This is a genomic window from Mesorhizobium sp. ISC15 (assembly GCF_037162615.1).
Lineage (GTDB): Bacteria > Pseudomonadota > Alphaproteobacteria > Rhizobiales > Rhizobiaceae > Mesorhizobium > Mesorhizobium mediterraneum.
This window is the reverse complement of sequence record NZ_JAVSPX010000001.1, coordinates 3,182,919-3,202,012: the sequence shown is the minus strand read 5'-3', so window position 1 is coordinate 3,202,012 and position 19,094 is coordinate 3,182,919. Positions and strand designations below refer to the sequence as shown.

At 61.5% G+C, this 19,094-nt stretch carries 22 protein-coding genes; 9 read left to right on the top strand and 13 right to left on the bottom strand.

Features of this window, described 5'->3' with window-relative positions; all coding sequences use genetic code 11:
* Positions 1-2 precede the first annotated feature (2 nt).
* The gene (locus tag RPG13_RS15310) at positions 3-446 is read left to right on the top strand and encodes a PPC domain-containing DNA-binding protein (protein WP_095486461.1); all 444 of its coding nucleotides are present in this window, start codon (positions 3-5) and stop codon (positions 444-446) included.
* Between the two features lie 48 nt (positions 447-494).
* On the opposite strand, the gene RPG13_RS15305 is transcribed toward RPG13_RS15310, so the two are convergent.
* The 4 genes from RPG13_RS15305 to RPG13_RS15290 all read right to left on the bottom strand — a co-directional run bounded on the left by RPG13_RS15305 (position 495) and on the right by RPG13_RS15290 (position 3,801).
* The gene (locus tag RPG13_RS15305) at positions 495-1,769 is read right to left on the bottom strand and encodes a DUF763 domain-containing protein (RefSeq protein WP_126102988.1); all 1,275 of its coding nucleotides are present in this window, start codon (positions 1,767-1,769) and stop codon (positions 495-497) included.
* A gap of 155 nt (positions 1,770-1,924) precedes the next feature.
* Positions 1,925-2,584, bottom strand: coding sequence for an MgtC/SapB family protein (locus RPG13_RS15300; protein ID WP_441338310.1), 660 nt, complete (start codon positions 2,582-2,584; stop codon positions 1,925-1,927).
* Between the two features lie 135 nt (positions 2,585-2,719).
* On the bottom strand, positions 2,720-3,157 hold the full coding sequence (locus tag RPG13_RS15295) for a GFA family protein (RefSeq protein WP_126102989.1): 438 nt from the start codon (positions 3,155-3,157) through the stop codon (positions 2,720-2,722).
* Positions 3,154-3,801, bottom strand: a complete 648-nt coding sequence (locus RPG13_RS15290; protein ID WP_337125422.1) for an alpha-ketoglutarate-dependent dioxygenase AlkB — start codon at positions 3,799-3,801, stop codon at positions 3,154-3,156. The genes RPG13_RS15295 and RPG13_RS15290 overlap by 4 nt, the downstream gene beginning before the upstream one ends.
* 140 nt (positions 3,802-3,941) lie before the next feature.
* On the opposite strand from RPG13_RS15290, the gene RPG13_RS15285 reads away from it, so the two are divergent.
* A complete protein-coding gene (locus tag RPG13_RS15285; RefSeq protein WP_095486456.1) occupies positions 3,942-4,157 on the top strand; it encodes a KTSC domain-containing protein in 216 nt (71 codons plus the stop codon).
* 74 nt (positions 4,158-4,231) lie between these two features.
* Here the strand turns inward: RPG13_RS15285 and RPG13_RS15280 are convergent, their stop codons facing one another.
* Positions 4,232-4,459 (bottom strand): hypothetical protein, encoded by a 228-nt coding sequence (locus tag RPG13_RS15280; protein WP_095486617.1) that lies wholly within the window; start codon positions 4,457-4,459, stop codon positions 4,232-4,234.
* 173 nt (positions 4,460-4,632) lie between these two features.
* On the opposite strand from RPG13_RS15280, the gene ku (RPG13_RS15275) reads away from it, so the two are divergent.
* On the top strand, positions 4,633-5,502 hold the full coding sequence (ku, locus tag RPG13_RS15275) for a non-homologous end joining protein Ku (RefSeq protein ID WP_095486455.1): 870 nt from the start codon (positions 4,633-4,635) through the stop codon (positions 5,500-5,502).
* A 3-nt stretch (positions 5,503-5,505) separates the two neighbouring features.
* The gene (ligD, locus tag RPG13_RS15270) at positions 5,506-8,052 is read left to right on the top strand and encodes a DNA ligase D (protein ID WP_095486454.1); all 2,547 of its coding nucleotides are present in this window, start codon (positions 5,506-5,508) and stop codon (positions 8,050-8,052) included.
* A 33-nt stretch (positions 8,053-8,085) separates the two neighbouring features.
* Here the strand turns inward: ligD and RPG13_RS15265 are convergent, their stop codons facing one another.
* On the bottom strand, positions 8,086-9,084 hold the full coding sequence (locus RPG13_RS15265) for an ATP-dependent DNA ligase (RefSeq protein WP_337125421.1): 999 nt from the start codon (positions 9,082-9,084) through the stop codon (positions 8,086-8,088).
* Between the two features lie 84 nt (positions 9,085-9,168).
* Positions 9,169-9,969 carry a non-homologous end joining protein Ku gene (gene ku / locus RPG13_RS15260; protein ID WP_126102992.1) on the bottom strand — a complete coding sequence of 267 codons (801 nt, stop codon included), beginning with the start codon at positions 9,967-9,969 and terminating at the stop codon, positions 9,169-9,171.
* 189 nt (positions 9,970-10,158) lie between these two features.
* Here ku (RPG13_RS15260) and RPG13_RS15255 point away from each other — a divergent pair, with 189 nt between their 5' ends.
* From RPG13_RS15255 to RPG13_RS15245, 3 genes are all read left to right on the top strand, one after another.
* On the top strand, positions 10,159-11,259 hold the full coding sequence (locus RPG13_RS15255; RefSeq protein ID WP_292710663.1) for a branched-chain amino acid ABC transporter substrate-binding protein: 1,101 nt from the start codon (positions 10,159-10,161) through the stop codon (positions 11,257-11,259).
* 207 nt (positions 11,260-11,466) lie between these two features.
* A complete protein-coding gene (locus tag RPG13_RS15250; RefSeq protein ID WP_095486450.1) occupies positions 11,467-12,156 on the top strand; it encodes a phosphoribosyltransferase in 690 nt (229 codons plus the stop codon).
* 105 nt (positions 12,157-12,261) lie between these two features.
* Positions 12,262-13,026: a hypothetical protein gene (locus RPG13_RS15245; protein ID WP_337125420.1), complete on the top strand. Its 765-nt coding sequence runs from the start codon at positions 12,262-12,264 to the stop codon at positions 13,024-13,026.
* Between the two features lie 341 nt (positions 13,027-13,367).
* Here the strand turns inward: RPG13_RS15245 and RPG13_RS15235 are convergent, their stop codons facing one another.
* Complete coding sequence (locus tag RPG13_RS15235) at positions 13,368-13,613, bottom strand: hypothetical protein (protein ID WP_292503526.1); 246 nt, start codon at positions 13,611-13,613, stop codon at positions 13,368-13,370.
* Positions 13,614-13,855: 242 nt separating this feature from the next.
* Entirely contained in the window at positions 13,856-14,017 is a 162-nt protein-coding gene (locus RPG13_RS15230) for a hypothetical protein (protein WP_095486446.1), read from the bottom strand.
* Between the two features lie 523 nt (positions 14,018-14,540).
* Between RPG13_RS15230 and RPG13_RS15225 the strand changes: the two genes are divergently transcribed.
* Entirely contained in the window at positions 14,541-16,286 is a 1,746-nt protein-coding gene (locus RPG13_RS15225) for a thiamine pyrophosphate-dependent enzyme (RefSeq protein WP_337125419.1), read from the top strand.
* A 19-nt stretch (positions 16,287-16,305) separates the two neighbouring features.
* Here the strand turns inward: RPG13_RS15225 and RPG13_RS15220 are convergent, their stop codons facing one another.
* From RPG13_RS15220 to RPG13_RS15210, 3 genes are all read right to left on the bottom strand, one after another.
* Positions 16,306-16,620 carry a hypothetical protein gene (locus tag RPG13_RS15220; protein ID WP_095486444.1) on the bottom strand — a complete coding sequence of 105 codons (315 nt, stop codon included), beginning with the start codon at positions 16,618-16,620 and terminating at the stop codon, positions 16,306-16,308.
* A 166-nt stretch (positions 16,621-16,786) separates the two neighbouring features.
* A complete protein-coding gene (locus RPG13_RS15215) occupies positions 16,787-17,035 on the bottom strand; it encodes a hypothetical protein (protein WP_126107189.1) in 249 nt (82 codons plus the stop codon).
* Between the two features lie 175 nt (positions 17,036-17,210).
* A complete protein-coding gene (locus RPG13_RS15210; RefSeq protein ID WP_128242031.1) occupies positions 17,211-18,032 on the bottom strand; it encodes an SIR2 family NAD-dependent protein deacylase in 822 nt (273 codons plus the stop codon).
* A 170-nt stretch (positions 18,033-18,202) separates the two neighbouring features.
* Between RPG13_RS15210 and RPG13_RS15205 the strand changes: the two genes are divergently transcribed.
* Complete coding sequence (locus RPG13_RS15205) at positions 18,203-18,526, top strand: hypothetical protein (protein WP_128242032.1); 324 nt, start codon at positions 18,203-18,205, stop codon at positions 18,524-18,526.
* An 85-nt stretch (positions 18,527-18,611) separates the two neighbouring features.
* On the opposite strand, the gene RPG13_RS15200 is transcribed toward RPG13_RS15205, so the two are convergent.
* Positions 18,612-19,073: a GFA family protein gene (locus tag RPG13_RS15200; RefSeq protein ID WP_126107191.1), complete on the bottom strand. Its 462-nt coding sequence runs from the start codon at positions 19,071-19,073 to the stop codon at positions 18,612-18,614.
* Positions 19,074-19,094: the final 21 nt, after the last annotated feature.

Sequence of the window (19,094 nt, the reverse complement as noted above, 5' to 3'; positions counted from 1 at the left end):
CCATGAAATCGCAGCTCGTCGCCGAAAGCGCCGGACAAAGGACATTCGTGGTGGTGCTTGATCCTGGCGAGGAAGCGTTCGCAGCGCTTACCTCTTTCGCGGTCGATCAGGACATCGGCGGCGCCTCGCTGACCGCGCTCGGCGCCTTCGAAAGGGCGACTGTCGGCTGGTTCGACCCCAGGGAAAAGACCTATCGGAAAATCCCGGTGCTGGAACAGTGCGAGGTGCTCAGCGCGATCGGCGATATTGCGATCGGCGACGACGGCAAGCCCAGCCTTCACGTTCACGCGGTGCTCGGGTTGCGCGACGGCAGCACGAAGGGCGGACATCTGCTCGAAGGCATCGTTCAGCCGACACTCGAAGTCACTTTGGTGGAAGCGCCTGGGCATCTGCACCGCAGGAAACGCCCGGAACTCGGTATCGCCTTGATCGACCTGGACGCCTGAAGCCGAATGCGGATCAGGCCAGGTCCGCTGAATTGCGATTCGGCCCGATTATCCCTTTTGTTTGACTTGCCTGACGTCCGCGGGCGCCTCGGGTGCGGGCTCCCAGCCGAACACGCTGCGACCGCCGAGCAGATGCGATTGGTCGAACTCTCCGGCAATAATTTCCTTCAGGCTGGGGCCCGTGACATAGCGCTCAACCTGCCGCGATTGGTCGTCCAGCCGCTTCAAGGCACCTATTTCTTCGTCGCGGCCGAGCCTGGCCTTGTGGACGGCGGACTTCAGCACGCCGATCGTCTCGTCATAGACCTTCAGCGGCACAGGAAACGGATGCCTGTCCTTGCCGCCATGCGCCAGCGAGAAGCGGCCGGGATCGGAAAACCGGCATGGCGCGCCATGCAGAACCTCGGCCACCAGCGCCAGCGCCCGCACCGTGCGCGCGCCGACGCCGGGGACTAGGAGAAGCTCGGAGAAATCAGCGGGGCCACGCTCCGCAGCCGCCGCCATGTTCCCATGAAGACGGCGCATGACGACATCGCTTTCGCGAACGTCGTGGTGTGCCGGCATGACCAGGTGCGGCAGCATCAGCTGGTCGGGCTCCGGCGCGGCAGCCACGTCATGCTCAAGCGCGGCGAATTCCCTCAGGATGCGATCCGGTCCAAGATCCTGCAGGAGCTCCAGCTGCCCCTTGCGCGAAGCGTCGGCGCGGCGGTCGGTCAGGTTGACGATCTCGCCCTGGTTGGCGCCCTCGATGGCGGCATGCGGCTGGTCGACGAAACTCTTCAGGCCTTCGGACAGCCAGTGATAGCGGCGTGCCACCTTGCTGTCGCCGTTCATGCCCTGCTGCACCACGACCCAGTCGCCGTCATCGGTCACGATGAAGCCGTGCAGATAAAGATCGAAGCCGTCCTGAACAGCGGCACTGTCAACCTTGGCGACGAGCCGGCTGGCCGTTGCCAAGCCTGTTCCGTCGAGGCCGACGCGCTCGCCGATGACCGCAAGCTCGTGCGGGGTCTTGCGCGAATGCGCGCCGCGGCCGCCGCACACGTGAATACCGAGCTCGCCGGAGAGCGGAGCCAACCCGCGTTTCAGGGCGCCGATGACGCTGGTGGTGATGCCGGAGGAATGCCAGTCCATCCCCATGACGGCGCCAAACGACTGGAACCAGAAGGGATGCGCCAACCGGCGCAGCAGCTCCTCGCGACCGTAATGGTGAATGATCGCCTCGCACATGACCGCGCCAAGGCGCGTCATACGGTCGCCAAGCCATTTCGGCACGCGTCCGCCATGAAGTGGAAGGTCTGCGCTTCCCGATCGTTGTGCCAAATCTTGCCTATTCCCGATATACGCCTTGCACTCGACAGATAGGTATCGAAAGCAGCGTGAAGAAGCGATCATGCCCGTTTCGTGCAGCCGATGCTGCCGGCCTTGGTGCCCGGCCCACCTGGCAATCCCGGCTCACTTAGCAATCAATGCAGCGGTTATCGCGCTTCGCTGAGGAGATCAAACTTCTCGATCTCGCAATGCTCACCGACCAATGCCAACAAATCCGTCGGCGGCGGTGCCCTGTCAGGCCGCCTCCAACTGATTTCGAACGACATCACGGGGTTGTCGCGATCCGGGCGCCGCTCCATTCCAACCAGGCGTGGCCGATAACCGGAAGGGCCGACGATTGCGTCAAGCTCTTCATGATCCGCCGCCTTCCAGGTGAGCGCCAACACAGCATGGTGTTCGCGCGGTATCACCAGATCGACCCATTTCAACACGAGCAGAATGACCAGCGTCGGCGCCGTCCCGGCCGCGCCCAAGGCGTATTGGCCACCCCCGAAAGCCAATCCGATCATTGTCATCATCCACAACGTCGCTGCCGTGGTGACGCCGCTGACAAGACTGCCGCGGCGAAGAATAGCACCACCGCCGATGAAGCCGACGCCTGTCAACACGCCCAGGGGGAAGCGCAGAACGTCCATCCGGGCAAAGGAATCCGGATCTTTGCCGCCAACCCCCAGCAGAATAGTGGCCTGTGTCATTGCGATCGCAGCCGCCAGCCCGACCAGGATCGTTGTCCTGAGGCCGGCCGCCTGTCCGCGCGCCTCCCGGTCGAGGCCGATCAATGAACCGGCGAGCACGGTCAGAAGCAAGCGCGCGGCGATGTCTTGCCAAACTGGGATAAGAGACATCGGTAAACCCTGATCGCCGCTGGTGTTTGGATTACGAGCTGATCGCAATTCAATTCGGCTAGGGTCATTCGGGTTCCATCGGCGGCGTTTTGCCGGTTACCGATCGGCTGGATTTCCGATCGCCGGATCGCGCCGCCTTGAATATCTTTCCACACGCGGCAGATCGTCGGGAAATTCCACCCACGGCAGCTTCATGTCCCAATAGGCGTGAGCCTGCGGCGCAAAGCGTTCGGGGTGGTCGAAGAAGCCGATCGTCAGATAGAGTTCTTCGGGAAGCCCTTGGTCGAGATAGGCTATGGATGTGCCGCAATCGGCGCAGAAGGTGCGGAGCACGCCTTCAGTCCTTGAGAACGTCTTCGGCGCGCCGGTCAGCAATCTGAATTGCGCCGGTCGATAGCCGACCCAGACGGTCAGCGGGCTCCCTATGGCCTTGCGGCAATCGTCGTCGTGATCGGAGCAAATCCAGAACGGGTCGCCATGCATCTCAGCCGTTATCGAACCGCAAAAACAGGAGCCGGTCTCGATCCTTGTCATCGAACCACCCCTTTCGACGGAAGCGAACGTTGCGGCCGCAGGCTCCGCAAGGTGATCGAATAGCGGTGCGCGGCAACCGGAGGGATGCTGTGCTCCCATTCGGTGCGCGCCGGGCCCGTCATCAGGTAAGCAGACCTTGGCTCGACGATGATGGTCTCGCGATCCCATCTCGTGCCGTTCTTCCGGCGCAGCCGAAAGCTGCATGGCGCAAGAAGGGAAACGCCGGCCACGGCATCGAAATGCGGCTTGTCGCGATGCCATCCGATACCGGCGCCGGGTCGGTACTCGTTGATCAAGACCTGCACGAAAGCGTCGACGGGCAGCCGCGCAAATGCTGCCGCCTTCTCCCTAAGCGGCATCAGAAAAGCCGGGATCGGCGGCGCCGCGACGACTTTGCGTTGGTCGAAATCGTAGCGCAGGCCAAAACCGGCGACGCGCCGGTTTGCGAGGTGGCCATGAAAGTCGAAAGGCTGGAAGGCGAGACTTTCGAGCTGCCGCACCAGCTCAGCCTCTTCCTCCGCCGTGATCAACTCCGGCTGGTAGTGAAATCCCTCCGGCAGATCGTCGAGCGTACGAAAATCGGGCGCGCCAAACAGGTCGCCTTGGCCGGCGATTTCCGGTTGCTTGGTTTTGAGCGGTGGCATCAATCCTAATTGGTGAAGCCGCCCGGTGGCGGCAAGGTCTTGGAGGCGCCGAGCCGGCCGGATCATCGCCTCCTATCTTTACGAGGCGGAACCTGGATCGCCGGGGCGGGTTATTGCCCAGACGCGTCGAGTGTTGGGAAATGCCTTCAACTGCTATCCAAAGCATCAATTACGATCCGGCGACGAGGACCCTCTCCGTATGGTTTGTTCCAAGTGGGAATCGCTACGATTACGACGACGTGCCGCCGCAGACTTACACTGAATTCCGCAAAGCCCCGTCAAAAGGCCGCTTCTTCAACGCGTTCATTCGAGATCGGTATAGCTACCATTTGGTCGAGCAGAGCCGGTCGGGTTGAAACCCGGCGCCCTTGCGTCGAGAATGCATCCGGGAAGAGACGGCTTCCTCGTAGAACCGGTCGGTTGACCGGTTTCATTGCGCCGGCGGCGTACCGGGTTGATCGCCGCCCGTCGACGACTTGGGCGTAGGATCTTTGTCGACCTCGGGACTTTGCTCGACGGTGTTGGTGTTGCTCTGAGTCGGTTCAGTGCTGCTGGTGCTGCCCTGTGTCGGTTCGGCCTCGTTGCTGCAGCCCGCTAAAGCCAGAGCCGCAACCAGAGCCGACAAAAACGACAGTCTCGTCAATGATAGTCTCGTCATGGCCAACCGCTCCCTTCCTGCTCGACAACGGCGGGTCATGAATTTGGTTGCAGCGGAACGGTTTGTCTGTAGGCCAGGCATCCGATCATCGCCGTGTAGGCACCAAGGAACAAATCTGCGCGCCGCCACGTTGCATTTCCAGTGCAAACGCTTGTGACAGTGAGGCTGTTGTCTTGGCGCCGAGAGCAAATTGGAAGGGCTTCCTGAAAATTGGAGAACTTAGCTGTCCGGTGGCGCTCTATACGGCTGCCTCGACTTCAGAACGGATCGCCTTCCACACGGTAAACCGCGCCACGGGACATAGGGTGCATCGCGCGTTCGTCGACAGCGATAGCGGCAAATCCGTCGAGAAGGACGATCAGGTCAAAGGCTATGAGATCAGCGCGGGTGACTACGTCGTGCTCGAACCCGATGAGGTCGCAGCCGCCGTCCCCGAGAGCGACAAAACGTTGTCCGTCTCGGCCTTCATCGGCTGTTCCGATGTCGACGACGTGTATTTCGACAAGCCGTATTATCTGGCCCCGCCGGACAAACACGCGGAAGAAGCATTTGGGCTGATCCGCGAAGGCATGCGCAGGAAGAAAGTCGCCGCGATCGCCCAGACCGTCCTGTTCCGGCGCGTCCGGACCTTGCTCATCCGGGCCTATGACGAAGGGCTGGTCGCAACGACGCTGAATTTCGACTACGAGGTGCGCTCGGCAGAGGAGGCCTTCGACAACGTGCCCGACATGAAGATCACGGGTGAGATGCTCGAACTGGCCGAACACATCATCAAGACCAAGAAGGGCAAATTCGATCCGACCAAATTCGACGACCGTTATGAGGCAGCGCTGGCCGAGCTTGTGAAGGCAAAGCTCGAAGGCAAGAAGATCGCAGTTCCGAAGCAGCCCAAGCGGGAAAAGGTCGTCGATCTTATGGACGCGCTGCGCCAGAGTGCCGGCGGTGGCGGCAAGCCGCCCTCGACCAGAAAACCCGCGGCAAAATCAAAGCCGGCTCGTCACGCGAAGCCGAAGCAGACAGCGCCGCGTCGGAAGGCCGGCTGACCGATGGCGCTCGAGACCTACCGCAAGAAGCGCGATTTTTCCGTCACCCCGGAGCCGCAGGGCCGCAAGGCGCCGAGGACGGGGAACAGCTTCGTCATACAGAAGCATGATGCGACGCGGCTCCACTATGATTTCCGTTTGGAAATGGACGGCGTCCTGAAGAGCTGGGCCGTCACCAAAGGGCCGAGCCTGATCCCCGGCGAGAAGCGCCTTGCCGTTCATGTCGAGGATCATCCCTTGGAATATGGCGGTTTCGAAGGCACCATCCCGAAGGGCGAATATGGCGGCGGCACCGTCATCCTGTGGGACAGAGGCACCTGGACGACGATCGGCGACGCGCATCGCGGCTATGCAAAAGGCCATCTCGATTTCGAACTTCACGGGGAGAAGCTTGGCGGCCGCTGGCATCTTGTGCGGATGGCCGGAAAGCCGCGGGAGAAGCGCGAGAACTGGCTGCTGATCAAGGGCGACGATGACGCCGCGCGCACGGAAGGCGATCCTGACATTCTGGACGAGCGGCCGGAATCCGTCGCCACCGGCCGCAAGATCGAGGATGTCGCCGGAGAAGCGCCCGGCTGGTCGTCGAAGACGGGGCGCATTGGCAAGCACCGCGGCCGCACGAGGGCCGCTCCCCCGGAAGAGCAGCCCGCCACCGTTGGCGTTCCGGAGCCGTCAAAGATCAAGGGTGCCAAGAAGGCAGCGCTTCCCGATTTCGTCGAGCCGACGCTGGCGACCCTCGTTTCGTCCGCGCCGTCCGGAGAACGCTGGCTGCACGAAATCAAATTCGACGGCTACCGGCTGCAGGCACGGATCGAAGCCGGGCGCGTCAAACTGTTGACGCGCAGCGGTCTCGACTGGACGAAGAAGTTCGGAAAGGCGGTCATTTCGGCGCTGGCCGATATACCTGTCGGGACGGCGCTGATCGATGGTGAACTCGTGGTCGAGACATCCGCCGGCGCGTCGGATTTTTCCGCGTTGCAAGCCGACCTCAGCGAGGGCCGCAGCGATCGCTTTCGCTTCTACGTCTTCGACCTGCTTCATCTCGACGGGTACGATCTGCGCGACGTTGCGTTGATCACGCGCAAGCAATTGCTGGAAAAGGTCATTGGTAGTGATAACGGCATCATCAGCTACAGCGGACATTTTGAGGAGGATGGCACGCTGGTCCTGCGACACGCCTGCCGGCTGAGCCTGGAAGGTGTTGTCTCCAAGCTTCGCGATGCGCCTTACCGCGCGGGCCGCAGCAAGAACTGGGTGAAATCGAAATGCTCGGCGCGACAGGAATTTGTCGTGGCCGGCTACGTCCCCTCGACAACCTCGCGCAATGCGATCGGCTCGCTCGTCCTGGGTGTCTATGACGATGGTAAGCTTCATCATGTCGGACGCGTCGGCACCGGCTACACGGCAGCAGTCGCACAGGACCTGTTCAAGAAGCTCGAGCGGATACGCATTCCGTCAAGCCCGTTCGATGAGCGGCTGAGCGCCGAGGAGGCTCGGCAAGCCCGCTATGTCAGGCCTGAACTCGTCGCCGAAGTCGAGTTCCGGGCCTGGACCGCCGACGGCAATCTGCGCCACGCCTCGTTCCGCGGATTGCGAGAAGACAAACCGGCGAAGGAGATCATCCGCGAAACGCCGAAGACGAACAAGGCAGCACCCAAACCTCAGCGCCGGACCGTCAAGCTCACCCATCCCGACCGCCTCTATTGGCCTGACCAGGGCGTGACCAAGGAAGGTCTCGCCGACTATTATGCCGAAGTCTGGCGCCATGCATCGCCCTACATCGTCGGCCGGGCGTTAGCGCTGGTGCGATGCCCAAGCGGCATTTCGGGCGAGCAGTTCTTCCAGAAGCATGCCTGGAAGGGTCTCAATCCCAACATCGTGCTGGTCCACGATCCCAAGGACCCGCCCGACGAGCGGCTGATCAGCATCAATGATCTCGATGGGCTGATCGGCCTTGTCCAGTCGGCGGCGCTGGAGATCCACCCCTGGGGCTCGTTGGTGAGCGATTGGGAGCGTCCAGACACGATCATCATGGACCTCGATCCTGGCGAGGGCGTGAGCTGGGAGGCGGTGATCGAAGCCGCCGTCGAGACGCGCGACCGGCTGAAGGATGCAGGGCTTGTCCCCTTCATCAAGACCTCCGGCGGCAAGGGCCTTCACGTCGTGGCGCCAGTGAAGCCGAAAGCGCAATGGCCTGTCGTAAAGGCCTTCACCAAGGCGATTGCCGACTCCATGGCGTCCGACAGCCCAGGCCGTTACGTCTCGACCATCACCAAGTCCAAACGACGCGGAAAAATTCTCGTCGACTATCTGCGCAACCAGCGCGGTGCGACCGCAGTCGCCCCCTATTCGACAAGAGCACGACCGGGTGCGTCGGTGTCGATGCCGCTTGCCTGGGACGAACTCGGCCCCGGCATCGGACCGGCCTATTTTACGGTCGAGAACACACCAACCCGGCTTGCCTCGCTGTCGTCGGATCCCTGGCAGGATTTTCGAGCAGCAGCAGCGCCGATCGAAGAACCGGGAAGCCGGCGCAAGAAAGCGGCTTGAAAACCGTATACGGAGAGCACGCGCCGCAGGGACTCAGGCGATCTGCTCAAACGTGCATTGCTCCGGAGCCTTGTCCGGCCGCCAGCGCAGGAACTTGGTGCCGTGCCGGAAACGGTCGCCGGTGACATGATCGAAGCGTACTTCGACCACCAATTCGGGCCGGACCGGCTCCCATTCGCCGCTGCGCTCGGTGCTCCAGCGGCTCGGCCCGCCCGGCGCTTTTCCGGTGAAGCCGGGTGGCTCGCGCATGGCTTCGAGTTTGCGGGTAAGCTCAGCCCTGTCGTCCTTGGCGATGGTCGAGGTGAAGCCGACGTGGTCGAGCTTGCCGGCCTCATTATACAGGCCCAGCAGCAATGAACCGACCTGCCGGCTGTTGCTGAGATAGCGAAAGCCGCCGACCACGCAATCGGCCGACCGCAGCCGCTTTACCTTCACCATCGCGCGCACGCCCGGCTGGTATGGATCGTCCAGCCGCTTGGCGACCACCCCGTCCGTCTCCCCATGTCCGGCATCCCCCAGCCAGGAGCGGGCTTCCCTCACATCGCGCGTGCAGTGTGAGAGCACGATGTTCTCGCGGTTTGCCGAGGCGACGAAAGCTTCAAGCGTCGCGCGTCGTTCTTCCAGTGTCCGGGCCAACAAGACGGTTCCGTGCTGGTCGCAGAGCATGTCGAACAGGACGATGTGCGCCGGGGTTTCCGCGGACAGCTTGCGGATCCGGCTCTCGGCGGGATGAAGCCGCATCTGGAGGGCGTCGAACGATGGCTTGCCGTCGACCGAGATGACGATTTCACCGTCGACGACAAAACGGCGCGACGGCAGTTCCTTCAATGTCGCGACTAGTTCGGGAAAATAGCGTCCGAGCGGCTTGCCTGACTTCGCGCGCAACTCCACGGCGTCATCCTGCCGGAATGCCAGGCAGCGAAAACCGTCCCATTTGCGCTCGTATTGCCATCCCTCTCCTTCGGGAATCGCATCAGCCGCCTTGGCTTCCATCGGAGGCGTATCGAGCGGCAGGGGGAAACCGCGGGTCATCGGCGGGTGCTGTCGAAAGCAGGATTGCGGGGGATGACCTTCATCGTGCTGCCTTTGTCCCCGACCCAGCCTCCTCTCAGACGCCTATTTTCGCTTTCCGGCCTCCGAGCCGATGCTCTTGCGCAGCGCATCCATGATGTTGATCACGTTGCTGGGCGGCGGTTGCTCGGCCTTGGCTTTGGCCGGGCGCTTCTTGCCCTTCTTCTTCGAGGCAATGATCTCCAGCAGCCGCGCCTGGACGGGATCTCCGGTCATGGCGGGATCCCACTGCTTGGTTCGCTCATCGATCAGGGTCGAGACCAAATCCATCATTTTCGAGTCGGGTTTGGCTTCGCTGATCTTGCCAAAATAGTCCTCGGGATCGCGAACCTCGTCGCCATAGCGCAGTGTCCACAGCACGATGCCCTTGCCTCGTGGTTCAAGCATGACGGCGCGCTCGCGGCGATACATGACCAGTCGCGATATTCCGACTGTCCCTGTCGACTGCATGGCGTCGCGAATGACCGAGAATGCCTCCTCTCCGACCGGGTCGTCAGGAGTGAGATAATGGGGCTTGTCGTACCAAATCCAGCCGATGCTGTCGGCATTGACGAACATATCGATGTCGATGGTGCGCGTGCTCTCCAGCCCGACCGCGTCGATCTCATCGTCCTCGAGCAGCACGTATTCGTCCTCACCGCGCTGATACCCCTTCACCTCGTCGTCTTCAGCAACGGGCTTGCCGCTAACGGCGTCGACATATTGGCTGACGACCCGATGCCCGCTCTTGCGATTGAGCGTGTGGAACCGGACCTTTTCGCTCTCGGTGGTTGCGGGCGTCATCGCGACCGGACAGGTCACCAGCGAAAGCTTCAGATAGCCTTTCCAAAAAGGACGTGGCGCCATCAAGGACCCCCGGGGCAGGTGTAAAACAGTCGAACGCGCCAGGGCGATCGATTGTTCCAGCAGCGTTTTTTTCGCGCGCCCAAGACTCGCCAGCAAGAATCCATCATTTTTCCGGCTCGAGACGGAACCGATGAGCGCAAGCGCAGTTCGGAACAGACAAACAGCTCGGCCTCAGCAAGGACCATTTCAATGTCGGAAGCGATCCGGATCGCAATCGGCGCCCCATTGTCGGGAAACGCGGCAGCGCTCGGCGCCGAGATGAAGCAGGCGATCGAGCTCGCGGTCGAGGAGCAGAACGCGGACGGCGGCATTGCAGGCCTTCCCATCATGGTTGAGAGTGCGGACGATCAGGGAAAGGTCGATACCGGGCGGCAAGTCGCGGACGACTTTTGCAACCAGCCGGATCTGCTTGGCGTCGTTGGTCACTACAACAGCAATGTCACCATCGCTGCAGCGGAGATCTATGCCGCCCACGACCTCCCGATGATCACGCCGATCGCTTCCGACACGGCGCTCACCGAGCGCTCTCTTCCGAATGTCTTTCGCTTCACCAACCGGGACGACCAGACCGGAGCAGCCATTGCCCGTCATCTCTACGACGTCTTGGGCAAGCGCCGCGCCGTCCTGGCCGAAACCGAAACCATGTACGGCCACAGCATGGGCATCGCTTTTTCGCGGGCATTTCTGTCGCTCGGAGGCCGCATCGCCGAGCGGCGAACGGTTCGCGAAGGCAGTCGCGATTTTGACCCGCTGGTCGCATCCCTGCGGGCCGATTTCGATCTGTTGTTCTACGGCGGGAGTTTCGAGGGTGCTTTCATTCTGCGAGCGATGCGGCGCGCGGGTCTCCATCAGCTTTTTGCGAGCGGTGACGGCTGTTGGGACGCGGTGAATTTCCTTGAGCCTGCGGGCGAAACGGCGACATTGGGTGAAGGCGTTCTCGTGCTGTCCGCCACGCCCGAAGTGGGTAGGGTCGCTGGTTCAAGCGATTTCGCCGCGCGCTATGCCGCGCGGTTTGGACCGATCGGCAACTATGCCGTGAATTCCTACGATTCAGCCCGCGTGCTGATCGCCGCAATCAAAAACGCGATCGCTGAATCCAAAGGAAATCCGAGCCGGCGCGACGTTCTGACTGCGATGCGAAAGCTACGCTTCAAAGGCATTGCGTATGGCGATCCCGTGCAGTGGGACAAAAAAGGCGACAACCTGGCCGCCGTCACGGCGCTCCATGTGGTGGAGAATGGCCGATTTCGACAAGTTGCCGAAATCCCGCAGATGCAAAGGGCCCGATAGACGCGGCTTCACGACGGCCGCGGCAATTTTTACCAAGGTGAGACGAAACAATTGCCTCCGATCGCCGTTTCGCCAGCAAGGTGAATTTTGGGCGAGGATGATGAGTGCAACCGGCCCGGATGTTTTCGACAAGACGCAGCAGACCGCGAACATCTAGACACGAGCTCTGCACTGATCCCAGGTCCCGTCCTTGGAAAGGTGAAGACAATGATCTTCGACGCGCCAAAATTCAGGGATCGAACGGATGCGGGGCGCCAGCTTGCCGCCGCTTTGACCGGGTTTGCGGCAAGCGATCCGCTGGTGCTGGCGCTGCCGCGCGGCGGAGTGCCGGTTGGCTTCGAAGTGGCGAAGGCACTCCGTGCCCGGCTCGACGTGCTGCTTGTGCGCAAGATCGGCGCGCCGGGCCATTCCGAATATGGCATCGGCGCGGTCGTCGACGGGGAGAATCCGCAGCTCGTCCTCAACGAGGAGGCGATGGCTCTGATCCAGCCGTCAGACGAATACGTCGAGGCGGAGAAACAACGGCAACTGCTTGAAATCGAGCGCCGCAGAAAGCTCTATCTCGGCAGCAGGCCCGCGGCTTCGGTGCTGGGCCGGACAGTCATCGTTGTCGATGACGGCATAGCGACCGGAGGAACGGTCCGAGTGGCGCTCAAGGCGCTAAGGAAGGATCGCGCCGCGCATGTTGTCTTGGCCGTTCCGGTAGCACCCCAGGACACGCTGGATCTGATAAATGCCGATGTCGACGAAGTGGTCTGTCTCGCCACGCCCGAGCCGTTCGGCGCCGTGAGCCAGTACTATGAGGATTTCGCGCAGACCACGGACGTGGAGGTGGTCCGGCTGCTGCAGCAGGCAGAGCAGTTCGAGAGGAAATCGTCGATGCGATCAGCCGGTTAGAGCGGGATGCCTTAGCTGGACCGCGCATCCCGCTCTAACCGTTTGTTTAGCCGCATTTCTGCGACGCCAGCCCTAGCTCATCGCCACCAGCCGAAGGAGCACGCCATGGTCAGCAAGGACCGACAACAGATGGAGATCGTCGAGCGCGGCGATATTTTCTTTCTCTACCGGCCCAGGGTGGGCCAAACCGATCCAGAAAGTCTTTCCGACGTGCAGCGCTTCTTCGTCATGCTGCGGCCGGAGCACGCGACGAAGGTGCGGCTTCTCGTTGTCGGGCGCAAGCGGCTGCCGGATGCGCATGAGCACGAGCGTAACTGGGGTTTCGTCGGCGCGATTGCAGGTTCCGCCGCCGCGTTGGAAAAGGACCTTCGCGAAGAGAGGTATGACACCAAGACGCGCGGCCGCCAGCGCCTGCCCGCAGCACGCCCGGCGGGCGAAGGCCGTTATCTTGTCGCGCTGCTCAATGGACAATTGCATCTCAGCTACGCACTCGAGCTTCCAGAGCGACCATCCAAGGTGCAACGCGCCTTCAAGATCGCACCGCAGGCAAGCTTCGCGCTTTCGGTGAAGAATCCCGAAAAGCCCAGCCCTCCCGGTTTTGGATTGGGACAGGCTCAGGAGCCGGACTATCCAGACAGGCTTCAGCGGGAATTCCGCGGCCGCAGATTCGCTCGCGAGGACATAACGCTGCTCGACGTGCAGGGCGCCGAATTCATACTTGTCGGCGCGCGAACCGATCCGGAAAAGGCATACAATGTCGAGCTCGACGTCGAGAAGGAGGACGAGCGCCATTCAGAGATGCTGCGCGAACTCAAAATGGCCAAATCTCGCCATCCGCTAGAGCCGCTTTTCAGTGGCGAATGGGCCTGAACCGCACGGTTACCGTGCCCTCCCCTGGAGGGCAGACGACCGCGCCACACGGCGGATCAGCCGTCAGTCCCGCAAACGATTGGCAGCGTGATCCTGGCGCTGCTCAGTCGCGACCTGCTTGGAATCCAGACCGCGTTCCTTTGGTGCTGGGCCTTGTCCCGGTTGGACAGGACTTGGTTTTCCTCGATCTTATCCTTGGGGGTCGTGGTCATGGCACCTGTACCAGAACCCTTCCCCTGCGAACCCACTCCGATGTGCTTCTTGCTACCTTTTGCCATGGGCTTTCTCCAATTCGTGTGAGACGACGCAGTGGCTAGCCGTCGGGGGTCAGTCCTCGGGACTCAGTCGTCGGGGCGGTTCTTGTGATGAACGCTCTCCTGATTTTCGCCGCGAAGGATGTTGCGGTCGTCAGGATCGACAAGATCGGGTGTCTCAGGCCTGATTTCCGAGCCCTTGCGCAGCGCTTCACGTTCCGCTGCTGATCGCTTCAAATCCGCCTCTGCGTCGAAATCCTTGCCGGCGCCCTTCGTGTTCTCCCGCTTTTCAATGATGCGCAATTGCTGCTCATGGGTTCTGCGTCCAGCCATTGGTTCCTCCAAAGTGCCTTGCGTTCGTTTTGATGCCCAGATCGCTGGCGGCAATCGTCGCTTTCCTGGTGATTACAGGCGCCACGGTCTTTGCCGAAGCGGACCAATCGGAGGCCGCCATAATCCGAGCCTGTCCTTATGGCGATAATGGCAGGGTGGCGGGATCGTTCCGAAATGGCGGTCAAATAAAACTGTCCATTGCATATCGGCTCCAGTTGCTTATCCGCACCTGCCATGGTCCGTCAGTCTTCCTCCTCGCGGTACAAGCGCTCGGTCGCCTGCTTGCTCTCCCTACGTTCTGCGGGACCGCGGCGGCGTCGCGTGACGAGTGCGTAGGCGAGCAGGATTGCCAGTATCAGGGGCCCGCCTGCAACGACGAGCAACCACATGCTGTTCTCAAACATGGACCATCTCCTTTCCCTCACAACCGAGAAGGCGCCATAACCGTTCCTGGGTTCTGTGAAATGGCACGATGTTCGCTGCGGACGACGCTCGACAGGCGCAAGCAGAGAACGTGCACTCGGCCAAGGATAAGATTCGGCCAAGGATAAGATGAGGAACGGGCCAAAACCGAAGCGATTGCCTGCGTTGCGAGCTCGCGGTTCGTTGCTTTGTGACGGCAGTTATGCTAGTAATTTGGCCATGGTGCTGATTTGCGCCAGCGACCCGCCGCCGAGGCGGGTTTTTTGTTTCGGCGCCATCCCTCACAGTCTGCGAGTAGCCGTTGACGGCGCGACTTGGTCTCGCCGGGCAACTTCCGATCCGCTTCAGCTGCCCGGCTCGCAGCGGCTGTCGTTCCGATGGAACAACAAGACATCTCCGTCGTTCGGCACTGATCGCCAATATCCACGTCTGACGCCCGACGCCGCAGCGAGAGCGTAAAGCCGCAGGCCCAGGACAAAAGCATACCAAACACAGGAGGCAACCATGCCCAACACTGCCGAGATCCTTGTCGACACATTGATCGCCTGGGACGTGCGCGTGATCTTCGGCCTGCCGGGGGACGGCATAAACGGCATTATGGAGGCGCTGCGCACAAGGCAGGACAAGATCCGCTTCGTACAGGTGCGGCACGAGGAATCCGCGGCTTTCATGGCGACAGCCTATGCCAAGTGGACCGGCAAGCTCGGTGTCTGCCTCGCCACCTCTGGGCCAGGAGGCACGCACCTGCTCACCGGTCTCTACGATGCAAAGCTCGACCAGGCGCCCGTCCTTGCCATAACCGGCATGCAATTCCACGACCTGATCGAGACGTTCACGCAGCAGGATGTCGATCTCACCCGCGTTTTCAACGACGTCGCCATCTTCAACACTCAGGTGACCGACGCAGCGCATATGGAAAACGTTGCCGGCCTCGCCTGTCGTTCCGCGCTTGCGGGACGCGGCGTTTCCCATCTCTCGATAGCCAGCGACGTGCAGGAGCAGACGTCGGCAAAGCGCTCGCTCCGCAACCTTCCAAAACATACGCCCGAACGGTGGTTCGAAGGGGACAAGCGACCCGACGAAGCCCAGCTCGCTCTTGCAGCGGACATCCTCAACACGGCCTCAAAGGTGGCGATACTCGCCGGGCGCGGCGCGCTGCATGCGAAGGCCGAACTCGAGAGAACGGCGGAGCTTCTCGCCGCGCCTGTTGCCAAGGCCTTGCTCGGCAAAGCCGTCCTGCCGGACGATCACCCGCACATCATGGGCGGAATAGGAATATTGGGCACGCTGGCCTCGCAGGAGATCATGGAGGAATGTGAGGCGCTGCTGATCGTCGGCTCGACCTTCCCCTACATCGAGTACTACCCCAAGCCCGGCAAGGCACGTGGCGTGCAGATCGACCGCAATGCGCAGCGCATCGGCCTTCGCCATCCCGTCGAGGCCGGTCTCGTCGGTGATGCGGCCATCACGCTGCAATTGCTCAACGAAAGGCTGAAGCCAAAGCAGGACAGATCCTTTCTCGAAAGCGCGCAGCAGAGCTTACAGCGCTGGCGCAAGATGATGGCCGAGGCGGAAAGCAGGGACGATGTGCCGCTCAAGCCGCAACGCGTCGTCAAGGCATTCGGCGACCGAATGCCGGCCAATGCCATCCTGGCTACCGATTCCGGCCAGAACACCGAACTCGCCGCCCGTCATATCAATATCACGGCAGGGCAGGATTTCGCCGTCTCCGGCTCGCTGGCATCGATGGCCTGCGGGCTGCCCTATGCGATTGCCGGCGGGATTGCCTTTCCCGGCCGGCCGGTTTTCGCGGTGGTGGGCGATGGCGGGCTGGCAATGCAGCTTGGCGAATTTTCCACTGCCGTGCGTTACAAGATTCCGCTCAAGCTTCTGGTGATCAAGAACAACATGCTCAACCAGATCGCCTGGGAGCAAATGATGTTCCTCGGCAACCCGCAATTTGCCTGCGAGCTCCAGCCAGTCGACTTCGCCATGGCCGCCGAAGCTATGGGAGGCATCGGCTACAGCGTCACCCGGCCTGAGGACGTCGATGGGGTTCTTGACGCCGCCTTTGCCGCGGAAGGTCCGGTGATCATAGAGGCGGTCGTCGACGCGTATGAACCTATGCTACCGCCGCGCATGCCGGACGAATATCGCAAGAACATGCGCACAGCGCTGCGGCAAACGCCGGGCCGCAAGGAGATCGAGGCGAACCTCGCTCAGGAGCCGCTGAAGACGATGATGGGCTGACTGCAGGTTCCCTGGCCGGTCAGTCCTTGACGTAGGCGCCTGGCTGGCGGCCGCTCTTCGGAGCCTTGGCATCCTTGGAACGCTCGGCGATCGATGGCCCGGCGCCGGACGTCTTTTCTGTCGAGGCACTGGGGGTGGACTGTCCGGGCGGATTTTTCCCTTCGGACTGATGGGTTTTGTCCTCCACCTCGTCCCTTGACCGTGTCAGGCCCATCCCGCCGGCAGGTTTCTTGTTGCCGGCCGCCTCCTGGGAGAATTGATCCGACGCGTCCGCATCTTTCTTGGCCGGGTACTTGGTTGCGCCATGTTCATAACGGGTCTCGTTTTCAGTCATAGCGTCTCTCCGATTGCCTCATGCATGGCGGTTAAACATTCCTGCGACGGTCCGGTTCCAACCGCCGCTAGCGCTCCAGACGGACGCCATATGCGACGCGCGCGGCACCGTGCCGTCAAACGGATGCCGCGCCCGCTGGCGCGGCAACGCTCAGGCGTCTCGCCAGTCAGGCCTCTTGCCATGGCGTGTGCAGGATGTCGGCGCCCGGCTGCTCGTCGAACAGGACCGCGCAGCCGCGCCCTAGCGCCACCGGCGACAGGGCATTGGCCACGGTTTCGTCCGGCGAGATGAAATCACCGGTCAGCACCCGCAACTCTTCCACGGCTTTGGCCATCGACACCAATCGCCCTGCGGCGCGGCCGGTCGTGCAGGCGTCGATGACAGAAATGAGATCGATCATATCGAAGTGGCCCATCATAGGCCTCCGCAAACAGCGTCCCTTCCCGGCTATGAACGCCGCAGCGATCGACAATGTTCCCGGCCGGGCCGAATAGAGTGAGCATTCCGAACTTGCCGTCAACCATTTGGCTTCAAGCGCGGTGCATCACATCGCCTTTCAGAATTGCCCACCGGTGTTGCGCGCATACGCGCTAGATCTGGTCTATCCCGTCCTTGAGCTTGCTCAGGAATGCCACCAGGGCATCCTCCGGCCGATCGGCCTGCTCGGTCAGCATGTCGATGCCCCAGCGTCCGAGGACCGCTTCCTGGACGACGCTCGGTTGCGGCATGAACACGAACGATTTCGGACGGTTCTTCTCATAGCCGGACCGGCGCCAGGTTTCCCAAAGCCGATACAGCAACAGACGGATGTTCATATCCGACATGCTGTAACCGATGAACAGGATAGTGCGCCCCAGCGCGTCAGCGCGAAATTTTACATCCAGCGGGGAATCGAACGACAGCCGCTCGAAATACTCGGACTCCGCCAGAACCAGCGATGCGTCGTCGTCGAAATCGCCGTGGTATTTGATGATCTGGGTCACCTCGTCGCTCGCCTTGGCGACGTCCTTGGCATTGGCCACTTTTACGAACGGGCGGTCGTGGATTTCGAACGCCACCTCAAGATTCCGATCATAATTGGTGGTGTAGATGATCGGGAAATCGAGCGCCACGATCAGCTTGTGGATCGCCGAACCCTTCACTTTGTCCCGCGAGACGCTCCATTCGCGATCCATCCAGCTGCGCAAGCGGCCGAGACTGCCATGCTTTAGCCGGTAATATTCGGCAAGCGCCTGGTAGCTGGATTCAGGCGTGTCGACCGTGTCGCGGTCGAGGCCGAGTTCATCCACCATATGTTCGATGAGCTTCTCCCAGGATGGCAGGCCGACGCTCATCGATACTCCCGCCCCAACGAACAAGATCGCTCGTCGCTCTTTCACGGATTGAGCCAGTTGCTCGAGGGCAGACGGCATGGCCAACTCACCAGGCAATGATCCAACACAACTGTCAAAAGCGTCCTCCGTTCCGGAGAGGCCAGGATCACCGCCAAATGTGTTCAGCAAATCAGGTGTGAGTTCAACAAATCGGGCGCAGACTGGAACCGCTGAGGCAGATCGAAGTTTGGTTGCCAGGGAGACCCGTGATGGCCGCACAACCAGATCAGACGCCTGCTAAGGCGAGAGGCGATATCCAGGCCGGGGCGACGCAGGATAAAACCCCGGGGTTCGACCCTGCCGCCGCACCTGAAGAGACCGACGCCGAAGCGGCAGATGTGCCAAATCCTGTCGCCGAGGCTCGTTCTCGTCGACAGCCAGAGTTCACGAATGAAGCCAGCTTCGCCGACGCAATGCGGCCGGTAGAAAGCGAGCCTGATCTTCAGCCTCGCAGGAGCTGGCCACTGTTGGTGATTGCCGCAGTCGTTCTCGTAGCGGCCGCGGTCTTTGTGATAGCGGCCATGCTGCGCTAACGAGGCACGTTTCCAGAGCTTATCGGCCCTCGAACAGCGCCGAGGCCATCACATGGATGGCACTCAAATAAATCGACTCGGCGCTTCACACGCCACTCATAATCATTTTCCCGACCGCCAACTCGCTGGCGAGATAGCCGCTGTATTTGGGCACGCTATCGGGCATGTCCAGCACGCGACGATGATAGAATATGTCGATCCGAACCGGCGGCAGCCGGGCCTCGGGCTCGAAATTGCTGGCCGGGATGAACATCACTTTGAACGGCCCGAAGCCGGCAACCTCCACAACCGGCTTGCCGCAGGTCCGGCAGACCCCGCGATTGAAGTTCGGCGGCGGGCGGTATTTCTTGAATGAGATGTTGCCGGCGTTTTTCAGCACGACATCCTTGCCACGAACGGCGACCACATCCGCGAACGGTTTGCCGTTGAACGCCTGGCAGATCAGACAGTGGCACCGGAATCTGCCCTTTGGCGCAGTATGCACCTCGAACGAGCAGGCGCCGCATTCGCAGGAGCCGCGTAGCGGCAACGACGTGTCAGTGGTCATGTGCTGATGCTCCTGAGCTGG